The organism is Streptomyces sp. NPDC048297, from assembly GCF_043201585.1.
Lineage (GTDB): Bacteria > Actinomycetota > Actinomycetes > Streptomycetales > Streptomycetaceae > Streptomyces.
The window spans coordinates 108,873-123,835 of the sequence record NZ_JBICZA010000011.1; the positions used below are offsets into that span (position 1 = coordinate 108,873).

A 14,963-nucleotide genomic window follows, 5' to 3' on the forward strand; every position below is an offset into this window, starting at 1 on the left:
CGTCCCGCGGCCGTGGCAAAATCGGCGCGTGCGGATCGGGATGCTGGGGCCGTTGGAGGTGCGGGGCGACGACGGCTGCCTGGTCGACGTGCCGGGGGCGCGGCTGCGCGGGCTGCTCGTCGTCCTCGCTCTCAGAGCGGGCCAGGTGGTCCCGAAGGCGTCGCTCGTCGACTGGATCTGGGGTGAACTCCCGCCCGTCGACGCGACGAACGCCCTGCAACGCCTGGTGTCCCGGCTGCGCAAAGCACTGCCCGACGGGGTGGTCGAGGGGCAGACCGACGGCTACCGGCTGACGGTGGAGCCCGACGCCGTCGACGCCGTGCGCTTCGAACGCCTCGTCACCGCGGCGCGGGCCGGCGCCGAGGACGCCTCGCGGCGGGCGCGACTGCTGCGCGAGGCCCTGGAACTGTGGCGGGGTGCGGCCCTGCAAGACGTCGGCCTGCCGGACAGCGCCGCGTTCGACGCAGCCGTCGTCCGGCTCGAAGGGGTACGGCTGACCGCGCTGGAGGAGCGGGCCGACGCGGAGGTGACCCTCGGGCGCGGTACGGCGCTGATCACGGAGCTGACCGACCTGGTGGCCGCACACCCGGTGCGCGAACGGCTCGTCGCCGCGCTGATGCGCGCCCTGGCCGCGGCCGGCCGCGACAGCGAGGCACTGCTGGTCTACCAGCGGGCGCGGGACGCCCTCGCCGACGCGCTGGGCGCCGACCCCTCGCCGGAGCTGGCCGCGCTGCACGTCGCCGTGCTCCGCGGAGAGCTGGGGCGACGCGCACCGGACGGGGCCCGCAGGACCAACCTGCGCGCCGAGCTGACCACCTTCGTCGGCAGGGACGCCGACGTCGCCGCGGTCCGCGAGCTGCTGGCCGAACACCGGCTCACGACCGTCATCGGACCGGGCGGCTCGGGCAAGACCAGGCTCGCCACCGAGACCGCGCGCACCCTGCTCGGCGACCTGCCGGACGGGGCCTGGCTGGTGGAACTCGCCGCCATCGGCGCGGCCGGCGACGTGGCACAGGCGACGCTCACCGGACTCGGCCTGCGGGACACCCTGCTCGGCGAGGCCCCGAACACCGAGGTGACCGACCGGCTCGTCGCCGCGATCCGCGACCGCGAGGCGCTGCTCGTCCTCGACAACTGCGAGCACGTCATCGAGTCCGCGGCGGTCCTCGCCCACCGGTTGCTCGGGGAGTGCCGGCGGCTGCGGATCCTCGCGACCAGCCGGGAACCGCTCGGCATCACCGGGGAGGCACTGTGGCACGTCGAGCCGCTGGCCCTGCCGGGCGCGGACGCCGGCCCCGCCGAGATCGACTCCGCGCCCGCCGTCCGGTTGCTGCGGGACCGGGCCGGGGCGGTGCGCCGGGACCTCGCGGCCGACGCCCGCACCCGGGCGACGATGGTGCGCGTCTGCCGGGCACTGGACGGGATGCCGCTCGCGATCGAACTGGCCGCGGCCCGGCTGCGCACCATGTCCGTCGAGCAGCTCGCGGGCCGGCTCGACGACCGGTTCCGGCTGCTCACCGGCGGCAGCCGCACCGCCCTGCCCCGCCACCGGACGCTGCGCGCGGTCGTCGACTGGAGCTGGGAACTGCTCACCGAGGCCGAGCGGACGGTCCTGCGCAGACTCTCCGTGTTCAGCGGCGGCGCGAGTCTGCACGCCGCGGAACGGGTCTGCGCCGGTGACGCGGTCGAGCAGGAGCAGGTGCTCGAACTGCTCACCGCGCTCACCGAGAAGTCGCTGCTGCTCGCCGAGGGCGACGGCGCCCCGCGCTACCGCATGCTCGGCACCGTCAAGGAGTACGCGGCGCACCGGCTCGCCGAGGCGGGGGAGTCGGAGCGGGCGCGCCACGCGCACCTCGCCCACTTCACCGAACTCGCCGAGACCGCGGAGCCGCATCTTCGCCGCGCCGGCCAACTGCGGTGGCTGGCCGGGCTCGGCGCCGAGCACGACAACATCGGTGCCGCGATGCGCGGCGCGCTCGCGGCGGGCGAGGCGCAGGCGGCCACGCGGCTCGCGGCGGGCGCAGGCTGGTACTGGTGGCTCAGCGGGCACCGGGCCGAGGGCCTGGAACTGATGACCGCGGCCACCGAGACGCCCGGCGAGGTGACGGACGAGGTCCGCGCCACGGCGTACGCCCTCATCGCGATGTTCGTCAGCTCCGGGCGGGGCGACGAACATCATGCCGCGGAGTGGATCCACAAGGCCCACCGGTTCGCCGGCCGCAGCCGGTCCGCGCACCCCCTGATCGGGTTCGTCACCCCGCTGGAACGCATGCTGCGGACGCCCGACGCGTTCCTGCCGGCGTTCGAACTGCTCCTGGACGACGAGGATCCGTGGGCGCGTGCGCTGGCCCGGCTGCACCTCGGCAAGATGCGGATCGTGCTCGGGCAGGGCGGACGCGACGCGGACGCCCACCTGGAGACGGCACTCGCCGAATTCCGGGCGCTCGGCGAGCGGTTCGGGACCTCCATAGCCCTGACCGAACTCGCGGACCGGATCGCCGTGCGCGGCGAGTTCGCCGGTGCCTGCGCCTACTACGAGCAGGCGACCGCCGTCGTCAGCGAGATGGGCGCCGTCGAGGACGTCATCCGGATGCGCGCGCGGCAGGCGCAGCTGTACTGGCTGATGGGCGACGCGGACGCGAGCGCGTCCGCCGTCGCCGAGGCGCAGCGGTGCGCGGAACGGGTCACCTGGTCGGACGCGCTGGCCGACCTGGCCCTCGTGAAGGCCGAACTCGCCCGGTGGGGCGGCGACATGGGTGAGGCGCGCCGGCAACTCGGCCTCGCCACAGGCATTCTGGGCGACGAAGCACGGCGCCCGAACAACCGCGCGGTGACACACGACCTGCTCGGGTATCTCACCGACGACCTCGACGAGGCCCGTGCGCACCGCGCGGCGGCCTGCCGGGCGGCGTCCGAGGGAGGACACGCACCGCTGATCGCCCATGTGCTGGTCGGCGTCGCGGACTTCGCGCTGCGCCGCGGCGAACACGAGGCCGCCGCACGGCTCCTCGCCGCGAGCACGGGCGTACGCGGACTCCCGGACCGCTCCCACCCCGACGCGGAACGGATCGAGCGGAGCGCGCGGCACCGCCTCGGCGAAGAGGGGTTCGCCGAGGCGGTGCGGGCGGGGACGGCGGCCGACTGGACCCGGTTGGCCGAGGTCACGCTCGCTTCTTGAACGTGGCGACCGCCCACACGTACCCGACGAGGGCGAATCCGGCACACCAGGCGCCGGCCGCGATCGCGTCGCCCCTCGACGGGTCGCCCTCCAGCAGCCCGCGCAGTGTCTCGATGACCGGCGTGAAGGGCTGGTACTGCGCGAACTGCCGCACACCGGTCCCCATCGTGTCCGCGGGCACGAACGCGCTGCTCAGGAACGGCAGCATGATCAGCGGAACGGTGGCGAGGCCCGCCGACTCCGCGGTCTTCGCGGCCAGCCCGACGGCGACGGTGAGCCAGCCGGCCGCGAAGCTGAGCAGCACGAGGAGACCGATCGCGCCGAGCCAGTCGAGAGCGCTCGCGCCCGGGTCGAACCCCATCGCGAAGGCCACCCCGAGGATCGCCGCGTCCGCCACCAGACAGCGCACCGTGGTGACGACGACGTGCCCGGTCAGCACCGAACCGCGGGACACGTCCATGACCTTGAACCGGTTGATGATGCCCTTCGTCATGTCGGAGTTCACGGCCGTCGCCGTGGACCCCAGCCCGTAACTGATGGCCATCACCAGCAGACCCGGCGTCGCGTAGTCGATGTACTTCCTCTCGCCCGTGTCGAAGGCGCCGCCGAACACCCAGACGAACATGAGCATGATGACGATGGGGAACAGCACCGCGTTGAACAGTACGAGCGGGTTGCGCGTGGTGTGCTTCAGATTGCGCCGCAGCATGATCGCCGCGTCGGCCACCGATGTCGTCACCGTACTCATCGTGCGATCGCCTCCGTGCTGTTCGCGCTGCCCGCGCCGTCCGTGCCCTGTGTGCCTTGCGTGCCCTGTGTGCTCGTGCGTCCGGTGAGGGCGAGGAAGACGTCGTCCAGGTCCGGTGTGTGCACGGAGAACTCCTGGGCGCTGAGCCCGTGTTCGTCGAGCCGGTCCAGCAGCGCCCGCAGCGACCTCGACTCGCCGTCGCTGGGCACGCGCAGGATCAGCTCCTGGTCGTCCCGCACGGCCCGGGGCAGGATCCGCGCCGCCGCGCCGAGCTGTTCGAGGCCGGCGAACCGCAGCCGGACGTGGGTGCCGGGGACCTGGCGCTTGAGTTCCTCGGGGGTGCCCTGGGCGACCAGCCGGCCCTGGTCGAGCACCGCGACCCGGTCCGCGAGCTGGTCGGCCTCCTCCAGGTACTGGGTGGTCAGGAAGAGGGTGGTGCCCTCGGCGACCAGCTCGCGGACGATCCCCCACATCGTGCGCCGGCTGCGCGGGTCGAGACCCGTAGTCGGCTCGTCCAGGAAGATGATCCGCGGGTTCCCGATCAGCGTCATCGCCAGGTCCAGCTTCCGGCGCATCCCGCCGGAGTACGTGGACGCCAGCGCGTCCGCGGAGTCCACCAGGTCGAACCGCTCCAGCAGCCCCGCGACCACCTGGCTCGCGGAGCGCACCCGCTTCAGGTCCGCCATCAGCCGCAGGTTCTCCCGGCCCGACAACAGCTCGTCCACGGCCGCGAACTGCCCGGTCACGCCGATGGCCGCGCGCACCTGCCTGGTCTCCGTCGCCACGTCGTGCCCGGCGACGCGCACCGTCCCCGAGTCCGCCTTCAGCAACGTCGTCAGGACGTTCACCGTCGTCGTCTTGCCCGCCCCGTTCGGGCCGAGCATGGAGTACACCGATCCGGTGGCGACCTCGAAGTCGATGCCGTCGAGCACCACTTTGTCGCCGTATGCCTTGCGCAGCCCTGACACTGCGATCGCCGAAGTCTTCATGTCCACCACCCTCCCGACCGGGCCTGACACCGCCCTGTCACACCCCTGACACGGCCCCTGACACACCTGCGTGAAGTGGCGTCAGAAGGCCGCCGTCCGCGCCGAGTTGGCCCGATGGCGGGAAGCTGCCACGGCACAAAGCCGCCGTGACCTGGCATCTCTGCATCGGCCGACGGTCTGCCAGGGTGGGGCCACCGCAGCACCGACCGGGCTTCGTCCGCCGCCTGCCTGCTCGTACGGGCATGGGCGAACCCGGCAGACGTGTGACACCGGCGGGCATCCGCCGGTGCACGGATTTGGGAGAGCGATGCGCGCGATATCGCGTACATGTCTGGGCGCGGCGACAGCCGTCGTCCTGGCCGCCACCACGGCCCTGACCTCCGCGGCGGCGACGCCCGGGGACTCCGCAGCGAACGAGAGACCCCTGACCGGGACCGCCGCCGCCGCGGCGCACGGCGACACGAGTTCGGTCGTGACACTCGTGACCGGCGACCGGATCCTGGTCACCAAGGACGCGTCGGGGCGCAGCTCCGCGATCGCGCTGCCCGCCGACGACGGCGGCACCCCACTCGTCCAGACCCGGCAGAGCGGCGACGACCTCTACGTCTACCCCGACAGCGCCACCGCGGCGATCGCCGCCGGCCGCGTCGACCAGGAACTCTTCAACGTCACCGGCCTGGTGCGCCAGGGGTACGACGACGCGCACTCCGACGTGACACCGCTCATCGCCGTCTACGACAAGTCCGTCGACGTCGCCCGCAGCGTGCCCGCGACCCCGCGCGGCGCCGAACGCGGCCTCGTCCTCGACCCGGTCGACGGCGTCGCCCTCCAGGCCGCCAAGAAGGACGCGGCCTCCTTCTGGGCCGACATCACCTCCCCGCGCTCCCGCGCGGCCGGGAACCTGAAGAAGCTGTGGCTCGACGGCAAGGTCGAGGCCACCCTCGACAGGTCGACCAAGCAGGTCCACGCCCCCGAGGCCTGGGCCGCCGGATACGACGGCAAGGGCACCAAGGTCGCCGTGCTCGACACCGGCGTCGACGTCGAACACCCCGACCTCATGGGCCGGATCGGCGCCACCGAGAACTTCACCGACTCGCCCGACACCACCGACCACCAGGGGCACGGCACCCACACCACCTCCACGGTCGGCGGCACCGGCGCGGCGAGCGGCGGCAAGAAGCGCGGAGTCGCACCGGGCACCGAACTCCTCATGGGCAAGGTCCTCAACGACTCCGGCTCCGGGGCCACGTCGTGGATCATCGCGGGCATGCAGTGGGCCGTCGACCAGCACGCCGACGTCGTCTCCATGAGCCTCGGCGACCCGTCGCCCACGGACTGCTCAGACCCCATGGCCACGGCCACCGAGGAACTGGCCCGCGCCAACAGGAACACCCTGTTCGTGATCGCGGCCGGCAACGCCGGACCCTCCCTCAACACGGTCTCCTCGCCCGGCTGCGCGCCGAGCGTCCTGACCGTCGGCGCCGTCGACCGGGACGACTCCACCGCGTCGTTCTCCAGCCGGGGCCCGGTCAACGGCTCGCACACCCTCAAGCCCGAGATCGCCGCGCCGGGCGTCGGCATCTCCGCCGCCGCGGCGGGCGGCCGTGGCATCTACGCGTACCAGACCATGAGCGGCACCTCGATGGCGACCCCGCACGTCGCGGGCGCAGCCGCCATCGTCAAGCAGCGCCACCCCGACTGGACCGCCCAGCAGATCAAGGCCGCGCTCGTCTCCTCCGCCGACAGCGCCATCCCCGGCGACGTGCGCGAGACCGGCGGCGGACGCCTCGACGTGAAGGCCGCGATCGACGAGACCGTGCTCGGCGCCCCCGCCGTGCAGGGCGGCAGCTTCGACTGGCCGCAGGGCAAGGACGACCGCACCACCGTCGACGTGCCCTACACCAACACCGCCGACCACCCCGTCACGCTGAACCTCACCGTGCGGGACGTCACCGGCAACGACGGCTCCGCCGTCCACTCGGCCCTCGCCAAGCTCGGCGACCGGTCCGTGACCGTGCCCGCGGGCGCCACCGTGACGGTGCCGCTCCAGCTGGACCCGGACGCCTCCCTCAAGGCGAGCCAGTACGGGGACGTCACCGGCCGCGTCGTCGCCACCACCGGCAGCGGCGCCGCCGACAAGGTCACCGTCTCCACCCCCTTCGCGCTGTACGTCCAGCCGGAGACCGTCACCCTCCGCGTCAAGGTCGTCGACCGCGCCGGACAGCCCGCCACGGGCTCCTCGTCCCTCGACCTGATCGGCACCGACGTCGCGTCCGGTGAGCGGCGCTACAACGACGGCGCCACCGAGCAGACGTACCAGGTCCGCCCCGGCACCTACTTCCTCTCCTCCTACATCATCACCCCGGACAGCGGCTCCACCCAGGTCGACTCCGTGACGTACGAGGCCCGCCCGGAGCTGCGGATCACCAAGGACACCACCGTCGTCCTCGACGCACGCGACGCGCACCGGCTGTCCGTGCGCACCGACCGGCCCACCGAGAACCACAGCACCACGCTCACCTTCGCCCGCACCTGGGGCGCGAACTGGCTGCACGCGGGCTCCCTGAGCGGCGGACGCCAGATCGACGGCTACTACGCCGACGTCCAGGGCCGACCCCACGACGGCGACTTCGAGTTCGGCAGCTACTGGCGCCGCTACGCCCCGCAGATCAGCGACTTCGGCATCGCCGGCGGTCCGCGCCTGCACCCCGTCACCGCGTCCACCGGCTCCGTCAACCTCGACGGCACCGGCACGGCCGAGGTCGTCGACGCGGGTGCCGGCACCGCCGCGGAACTCGCCGCCGCCCAGGTCAAGGGCAAGATCGCGCTGATCCGGGTCCCGGACACCACCACCGCCGTCAACACGCAGGCCCAGAAAGCCCGGACCGCGGGCGCCGTCGCGCTCGTCGCCTACCACGACGCTCCCGCCACCTGGTACCCCTCGGTCGGCTACACCGGCGGACCGCTGCCGGTCCTCGGCCTGCCCGCCGGCGACGCGAAGTCCGTCCTGGACCGGCTGGCGTCCGGCCCGGTCACCCTGGACTGGCGGGCCACCGCCGTCAGCCCGTACGTGTACACCCTCGCCTTCCCGGAGAACGGCCCCGTCGAGTCCGACCGGACCTACCGCGTCCGGGACGCCGGCCTCGGCAGCACCAAGGCCACGTACCACAGCATGGGTGTCGCCGCCGACTACCTCGACGGGGTCACCGCACACCGTCCCGACACGGACGTGCCCGTGGGCGTGTTCGACCTGGTCCCGGTGCCCGCCGAGCGCACCGAGTACTACAGCGCGGGCGACACCGGCTTCACGCAGTGGGTCTCCAGCAGCTTCCCCTGGGGCGAGTTCATGGACGGCTCCGCCCACACCTACAAGGCGGGTGACCGGCGCACCGAGAGCTGGTACGACGGCGTCATCGTCCCCACCGCCCCGCGCGACGCCGCGGGCCGGGAACAGCTCGCCGCCGAGCGTCAGGGCAACCTCATCGGCATCGCGCCCAGCATCTGGGGCGACGGTGAACACAGCGCCACCCAGGGCTCGTTCGGCGACCTCGGCTCGATGACCCTGCGCATCGACGGCAAGGACGCCGGATCGAGCAGCTGGGCCTCGGGAGTCTTCGACGTCCCGGCCGCCGACTCGGCGTACGAACTGACCCTGAACACCGGCAAGTTCGGTCAGCCGGCGCAGGTATGGAAGCGTTCCACCTCGACCCGGACCACCTGGTCGTTCCGCTCGCACCTCGACGAGAACGCCTACTCCCAGGGCCTGCCGCTCCTCTTCCCGCACTACGGCCTGCCGGAGGACGGCCTGAAGACCCTGCCGGCCTCCGACGGCCAGCACATCACCCTCACCGCCACCGGCCACGCCGGCTACACGCCCGGCGCCCTGCGCGGCGCCGAACTCTCGTACTCCTACGACGGCGGCACCACCTGGACCAAGGCGCCGACCGCCGAGAACGACGGCGCCTGGACCGCGATGGTGGACCACGCCGGAGCCTCCGGCAAGCAGGTCACCCTGAAGGTCACGCTGACCGACACGAACGACAACTCGGTCACGCAGACCGTCGAGCGCGCCTACGACGTGCGCTGATCCCTCCGCGCTGATCCCACGCACACCGGCAACCGCCGGGCGGCCACAGAGGTGCCGCCCGGCGGTTCGTCGTGCGGCCGTACGGCAGTGCGGGCCATGCGGCAGTGCGGCAGCGCCCGCGTCACCCGGCCGTGCTGCGGAACTCCGGTCCGGGCAGGGACAGATCGCCGCCGAACTGCGCGAGCGTCGACATGGTCGCGCCGGCGAACGTGAGCGTGCGGGCGGGGGTCGCGGGGGCAGCGGGGGAGACGGTCGGCGAGAGCCAGTCGGGTACGGCGTCGGGAGTGAGGGTGATCTCGCGGCCGTGGAGCGAGCCGGACAGGCTGCGCACGTAGAGCGTCACCATGCCGTCGCCGCCCCGCCCCTGCAGTGTGGACGTGCTCGCGGGCCGGGCCCGCATCCGCAGCGCCGCACGGCCTCGGCCCGTGGTCACGTCGAGACCGAGGGCGTTCAGCGACCGTGCGGTGAACTTGAGCACCCGCACGGTCCCGGCGGCGGTCCGCACCCTGACCACACCACGGAACCGGGTGTCGCGGAACACCAGCCGGTCGGCGCGCAGGACCCAGGCGCCGCTCGCGGGTCGAGCCGGCAGCTGGACGAGCGGTGCTGGTGCCGGTGTCGAGGACGTCGGTGCCGTTGCCGGTGCCGAGGCCGTCGGCGCCGTTGCCGTTGCCGTCGGTGTCGGGGGAGCGGTCAGGTGCAGGGCCAGGGGCACGGCTGCCAGAGTCAGGGCGCAGACAACAGGCCTGAGACGCCTCCCAGTTGTCACCGTCTCAGTTGCCACCGTCGTCCTCTTTCGCGGGCGGCGGCAGCCAGGCGCACGCCAGGGAGCCCCCGATGAGGCCGGAGAACACTCCGAGGAAGAGGCCGCCGAAGTTCGCGACGGGAAAGGAGAAGAGGGAGAGCAGGATGGCCGCGATCCCGGCGAACACGCGAAGGTGGGGGCGGTACCAGAGCGCGAGCCCCAGCGTCATCAGCAGGACGCCGATGGTGAGGGATCCGGCACCGGACGTGGTCGACATGGCCAGCGGGATGCCGCCCAATTCCAGGTGTGCGTACGGCCAGTACAGGATGGGCAGTCCGGCCTTGAACGTGAACAGCCCGGCCCAGAAAGGGCGTTCACCCCGCCAGGTGCGGAACCGGCGTCTGACCCCGGCCACGGTGAGGGGCGTCTCGCGCGGAGTGCCGAAGAACCTGGTGAGTACGCGCCGCGGCGGGGTCAGAAGCATTCGTGGCGCCCCTGCTTGAGCACGGCCCGCAGCCCCGGGACGTCGAAACTGCCGGCGGAGACGGCGATCGCGGTCGTGCGGACATTCGTCAGGGAGATCGACCGGGCCTGCTGGGCGGGGAGGTCGGGGTCGAAGAGCCGCGAGCTGCGGTCCTCGGGACGGACCGGCCCCGTGGTCAGGGACCCCTGGGCGATGCCGATGTCGAGATCCCTGAAGTTCGCCTGCCCGGCGGACTCGGCGGTCACGTCGAGGAACAGGTCGGACGCCTCGATCGGCCGTTCCTCGCCGCCGGAGAGCCGCACCGTGTACTGGCCCAGCACCGGGAGGTCGACCACCATGGACTGGCACAGCCCGCTCACCGACGCGTGCCGGACTCCGGTGACCAGCACGGGCACGGCTTCGTGCTTGCGGGTCATGTCGACCATGGTGTACAGGCTGAAGCCGCTGGCGGTCAGCGAGTCCGCGCTGATCTGGAACTTCTGGCCGGAGACGAAGAACGACGCGGCGAGGGCGCCCTGTGCCATCGCGATGCCGAGCGCCGCACAGGCGGCGACGCCGGGTACCAGGACGGCCGCGAAACGCCTCCAACGGGTTCTGCCCGCCTGGTGTGTCATCCAGTCTCCTTCGGTCGTCAAAGGGGGCCGCCCGCACCCGGCAAGGCCAGCGATGTTCCGTTTGTCCGGTGTCGGATCCTAGGGGCGCGGGCATGGCGACCGGCTGTGTGTCAGGTCCGCCGGACGGGTGAGGCAACTTTTGCTGAGCCGTTCGGGTGGCGGAGGTGCCGGGGCCGCCGGGCGTCAGGGCGAAGGGCCGTACGGGACAGCGCCGTCGTCCCCGTCGGCCACCCCCACCACCGGCCGGTCGGCGATCCAGGCGCGCGCGTCGGCCAGTGCCTGGTCCAGCGGGTCGAACACGGCGCCCGCCGCCGGGACGATCCCGCCCGGCCCGAGATCCCCGGCGACCCCGGTCATCCTGAGGACTCGTTCGAGATCGGGCGCCACACCCGCGAGGATCAGCCGCCCGCCCCGCTCGTGCAGTTCGCGCGCATGGCGCCGGATCACCTTGGCCATGGACGAGGAGGGCACGTCCGGTGCTCCGCGCAGGACGAGGATCAGCACCGCGTCACGGGCGTCGTCGGTGCGCGGGAGAGCCTGTTCGATACGCGGGAGTTCGGCGAAGAAGCTCGTCCCCGCGTAGTACAGCACGGTCACGTCCCCGGACGGCAGCCGGTCCGGGGGAGCGCCGAGGTGCCAGCGGCCCCGCGGGTCGCGGGTCAGGGCGAGGAACGGGACCTGGCGGGCCGCCTGCACGCAGTAGAGCAGGAGCGAGGCCGCCGCACCGAACACGATCGCCTGCTGCAGGGGCAGTTGGGTGGTGGCGAGGAAGGTCAGGACCATCGCCGCGGACGACAGCCGCGAGGTACGCAGCACGAGCAGGATGTCCCGCCGCTTGCCCCAGATCAGCTCGCCGCCCACCACCAGGATCAGCCCGCCGATCACGGGCATCGGGATGTGCTCGGCCAGTGGCGCGCACACGAGCACCACCAGCGCCAGCAGTATCCCGGAGAGGACGCCCGCCCAGCGGGTGCGGGCCCCCGCCGAGACGGCCACCCCGGTACGGGACAGGGAGCCGCCGGCGGGCAGGGACTGGAAGAGGCCGCCGGCCAGGTTGGCCAGGCCCTGCGCGGTGAAGTCGCCGTTGACCGAGGAACGTGAGCCGTCCGGGTTCGGCACGGACGAGCCGATGCTCGCCGCCTGGGCCAGCGCCACCAGGGCGACGGCGACCGCGCCCCCGAGCAGGTGCGGTACGGCCGACAGGTCGGGCGCCGAGAAACCGGGCAGGGCCGCGGGGATGTGCGCGATGTCCCGCACGAGTTCGACGTCCGTCCCGAGCAGGGCGACCACGGCACTGACCACGATCATCGCCACCAGCAGCGCGACCGGCTCCAGACGGCGCACCGCGCGAGCGAGCGCCCAGACGACGATCGTGGCGATCGCGACCAGGGTCGCCGCGAGCTGCCACCGGCCGATGTGGGCGAGCCAGTCGCCCAGTTGGTACAGGCGGTTGTGGCCCTGCGGCTTGTAGCCGGTGGCGTCCTTGAGGACACCGGTGATGATCTGCAGGGCGATGCCGGTGGAGAAGCCCGTCATCACGGCGTTGGACACGAAACTCATCACCACGCCGAGCCGCAGGACACCCATCAGCACCATGACGACCCCGGCCAGCAGCGTCAGCGTAGCGACGTTGCCGGCCTTCGCCGGGTCGAGACCCGCCTGCGCCAGCACGCTCTGCGAGGTGAGAGCGATGGCGCTGGTCAGCGTGGTGACCATCAGCACCGTACGGGCGGTCAGCGAGCCGACGATCGCGGGGACGACGCCCGCGTACAGGCCCGCGATGGGGTTGAACCCCGCGATGGACGCGTACGCCATGCCCTCCGGGATCGAGAAGAGCCCGGTCACCAGGCCGGCGCCCACGTCCGCGGGCTTCGGTCCGCCCAGCGCGGCAAGAGCCGGACGGACCGTCAGGATCCTTCGCACGGAGGCCCGTTCAGGGGGTGACGATCGCGAAGTCCATGTCCGGTGCGCCGAGATGGCCGAAGAGTTCGCCCAGCTTGCCGGCGTCACCCCTGACCTTCACGTCGGCGCGCGCCGTCAGCTCGTCCGGGGGCAGGACGCCGAGCAGCACGTCCCGCAGGTGGTTCTCCGCGAGGGTGATCTCGACGTCCGGCGCGGTGGCCGCGGGACCGGTTCCGGTGACATGGGTGAGGACGCCGTTGCGCAACCGCAGCGTGATGGGCTCGCCGCCGGTCACGTTCCAGCGCACCGTGATGTCCGCGTCCCAACTGCGGGGCCCGTCGACGCGGATGGCGAGCGCGTCGCACAACTGGTCGAGCGTCAGCGCGGCCAGCATGTCGGGCGCGGCGGTGACCGTGGGCGTACCGACCGAGCCGTGCCGGAGTTCATAGGCGCCCATGAGGAAGAAGTTGCGCCACGTGCCGTTCTCGCTGCCGTACCCGAGCTGCTCCAGGGCGTCGGCCTGCAGCGCACGCGCCTCGGCGTTGTCCGGGTCGGCGAACAGGACGTGGTTGACGACCTGCGCCACCCAGCGGTGGTCGCCGTCGGCGAACGACTGCCGGGCACGGCGCAGGACTTCGCCGGCACCGCCCATGAACTCCACGTACCGCTGGGCGGATTCGACCGGCGGATGCTCCCACAGGTGCGCCGGGTTGCCGTCGAACCACCCCAGGTAGCGCTGGTAGATCGCCTTGGTGTTGTGGTTGGCCGAGCCGTAGTAGCCGTGGGTGTGCCAGGCCCGCTCCAGCGCCGGGGGCAGCTCGATCCGCTCGGCGATCTCCGGTGCCGTCAGGCCCTGGTTGAGCATGCGCAGCGTCTGGTCGTGGAGGTACGCGTACAGATCGCGCTGGCCTGTCAGGAACTCGACGACCCGCTCGCGTCCCCAGGTCGGCCAGTGGTGGGAGGCGAAGGCCACGTCACTGGAGGCCGCGAACAGGTCCACGGCCTCGGTGAGGTAGTGGGCCCACACACGGGGGTCGCGGACCTGGGCGCCGCGCAGGGTGAGCAGGTTGTGCATGTTGTGGGTGGCGTTCTCGGCCATGCACAGGGCTGAGTGGTCGGGGAAGTGGACGTTCATCTCCGAGGGGGCCTCGGTGCCGGGCGTGAGCTGGAAGACCATCCGGATGCCGTCGACCGTCTCCGTCTGCCCGGTGCGGGTGATGTCCACCGTCGGCGGGATCAGGCCGACCGAGCCGGTCGAGGTCGTCTGCCCCAGGCCCGCGCCGATCTGCCCGCGCTCGCCCTTCGGCAGCGCGGCGCCGTACATGTAGGCGGCCCGGCGGCTCATGGCCGTACCGGCGTAGACGTTCTCGCTGACCGCGTGCTCCAGGAAACCGCGCGGGGCGAACACCGGTACACCCGCCGCGATGTCCTCGTCGGTGACGACACCCCGCACCCCGCCGAAGTGGTCGGCGTGGCTGTGGGTGTAGAGCACACCCCGCACCGGCCGGTCGCCGCGGTGGCCGCGGTACAGGGCCAGGGCCGCCGCCGCGGTCTCGGCGCACAGCAGCGGGTCGACGACGAGGATTCCCTGCTTGCCCTCGACGATCGTCATGTTCGACAGGTCGAAGCCGCGCACCTGGTAGATGCCCTCGGTCACCTCGAAGAGGCCGTGGTCGGAGCAGAGCCGGCTCTGCCGCCACAGGCTGGGGTTGGCCGTGTCGGGGCACTCCCGGTCGAGGAATCCGTAGGCGTCCAGGTCCCACACGGCACGGCCGTCGGCGTCGCGGATCACGTTGTCCGGCGCGGTGCCCATGAAGCCGCGGCGCGCGTCCTGAAGGTCCTGCGTGTCGTCGAACGCGAACCGCTGCCGTACGGCTTCGTTCCCCGCCACGATGCCCGGCTGGGCCGGCTTGGCTTCGGAGTTGTCGGGCATCTCGGTCTCCCTCGCGGACATGGGTGAGCCGGTGTCTGGACGCACGCGGCAGTGCTCCCACCCTCGCCGCGGCCGGTCCGTCGCACGACCGGGTGTAGGCCGTCCGGAGGAACGGCCGCCCGATACCGCCGCCCCCGCCCCTGCTCCTTTCTGCCCGTCCCCGCTCGGCAGGTGAGCCGCGTCCCGCTGGGCTAGCGTGGACGGCGGCTTCGACGACTCGACAGCGACAGGTGACCGCGTGGCGACGACGCCGCGGAATCCCTCTGGTGAGCCCTCACAGGAG

Annotated in this window: 8 protein-coding genes and 1 pseudogene; 2 read left to right on the plus strand and 7 right to left on the minus strand. The window is 72.5% G+C overall.

From position 1 onward, the window contains the following. The first annotated feature begins 28 nt into the window (after positions 1–28). Positions 29–3,178, plus strand: a complete 3,150-nt coding sequence (locus tag ACGFYV_RS14605) for a BTAD domain-containing putative transcriptional regulator (protein WP_393878723.1) — start codon at positions 29–31, stop codon at positions 3,176–3,178. On the opposite strand, the gene ACGFYV_RS14610 is transcribed toward ACGFYV_RS14605, so the two are convergent. Both ACGFYV_RS14610 and ACGFYV_RS14615 read right to left on the minus strand, forming a co-directional pair. Then, entirely contained in the window at positions 3,162–3,926 is a 765-nt protein-coding gene (locus tag ACGFYV_RS14610) for an ABC transporter permease (RefSeq protein WP_393878724.1), read from the minus strand. The genes ACGFYV_RS14605 and ACGFYV_RS14610 overlap by 17 nt on opposite strands. Then, positions 3,923–4,915, minus strand: coding sequence for an ATP-binding cassette domain-containing protein (locus ACGFYV_RS14615; protein ID WP_393878725.1), 993 nt, complete (start codon positions 4,913–4,915; stop codon positions 3,923–3,925). The genes ACGFYV_RS14610 and ACGFYV_RS14615 overlap by 4 nt, the downstream gene beginning before the upstream one ends. A gap of 307 nt (positions 4,916–5,222) precedes the next feature. Between ACGFYV_RS14615 and ACGFYV_RS14620 the strand changes: the two genes are divergently transcribed. Next, entirely contained in the window at positions 5,223–9,002 is a 3,780-nt protein-coding gene (locus ACGFYV_RS14620; RefSeq protein ID WP_393878726.1) for a S8 family serine peptidase, read from the plus strand. 121 nt (positions 9,003–9,123) lie between these two features. On the opposite strand, the gene ACGFYV_RS14625 is transcribed toward ACGFYV_RS14620, so the two are convergent. From ACGFYV_RS14625 to ACGFYV_RS14645, 5 genes and pseudogenes are all read right to left on the minus strand, one after another. Further along, a complete protein-coding gene (locus tag ACGFYV_RS14625) occupies positions 9,124–9,717 on the minus strand; it encodes a hypothetical protein (RefSeq protein ID WP_393878727.1) in 594 nt (197 codons plus the stop codon). A gap of 70 nt (positions 9,718–9,787) precedes the next feature. Beyond that, positions 9,788–10,231: pseudogene (locus ACGFYV_RS14630) on the minus strand (DUF6114 domain-containing protein); the annotation flags it as partial. Further along, positions 10,222–10,845 (minus strand): DUF6230 family protein, encoded by a 624-nt coding sequence (locus tag ACGFYV_RS14635; RefSeq protein ID WP_393878728.1) that lies wholly within the window; start codon positions 10,843–10,845, stop codon positions 10,222–10,224. The pseudogene ACGFYV_RS14630 and the gene ACGFYV_RS14635, both read right to left, overlap by 10 nt. Positions 10,846–11,028: 183 nt before the next feature. Further along, entirely contained in the window at positions 11,029–12,768 is a 1,740-nt protein-coding gene (locus ACGFYV_RS14640; protein WP_393878729.1) for a SulP family inorganic anion transporter, read from the minus strand. A 10-nt stretch (positions 12,769–12,778) separates the two neighbouring features. After that, positions 12,779–14,680 (minus strand): alkyl/aryl-sulfatase, encoded by a 1,902-nt coding sequence (locus ACGFYV_RS14645; RefSeq protein ID WP_393878730.1) that lies wholly within the window; start codon positions 14,678–14,680, stop codon positions 12,779–12,781. Positions 14,681–14,963: the final 283 nt, after the last annotated feature.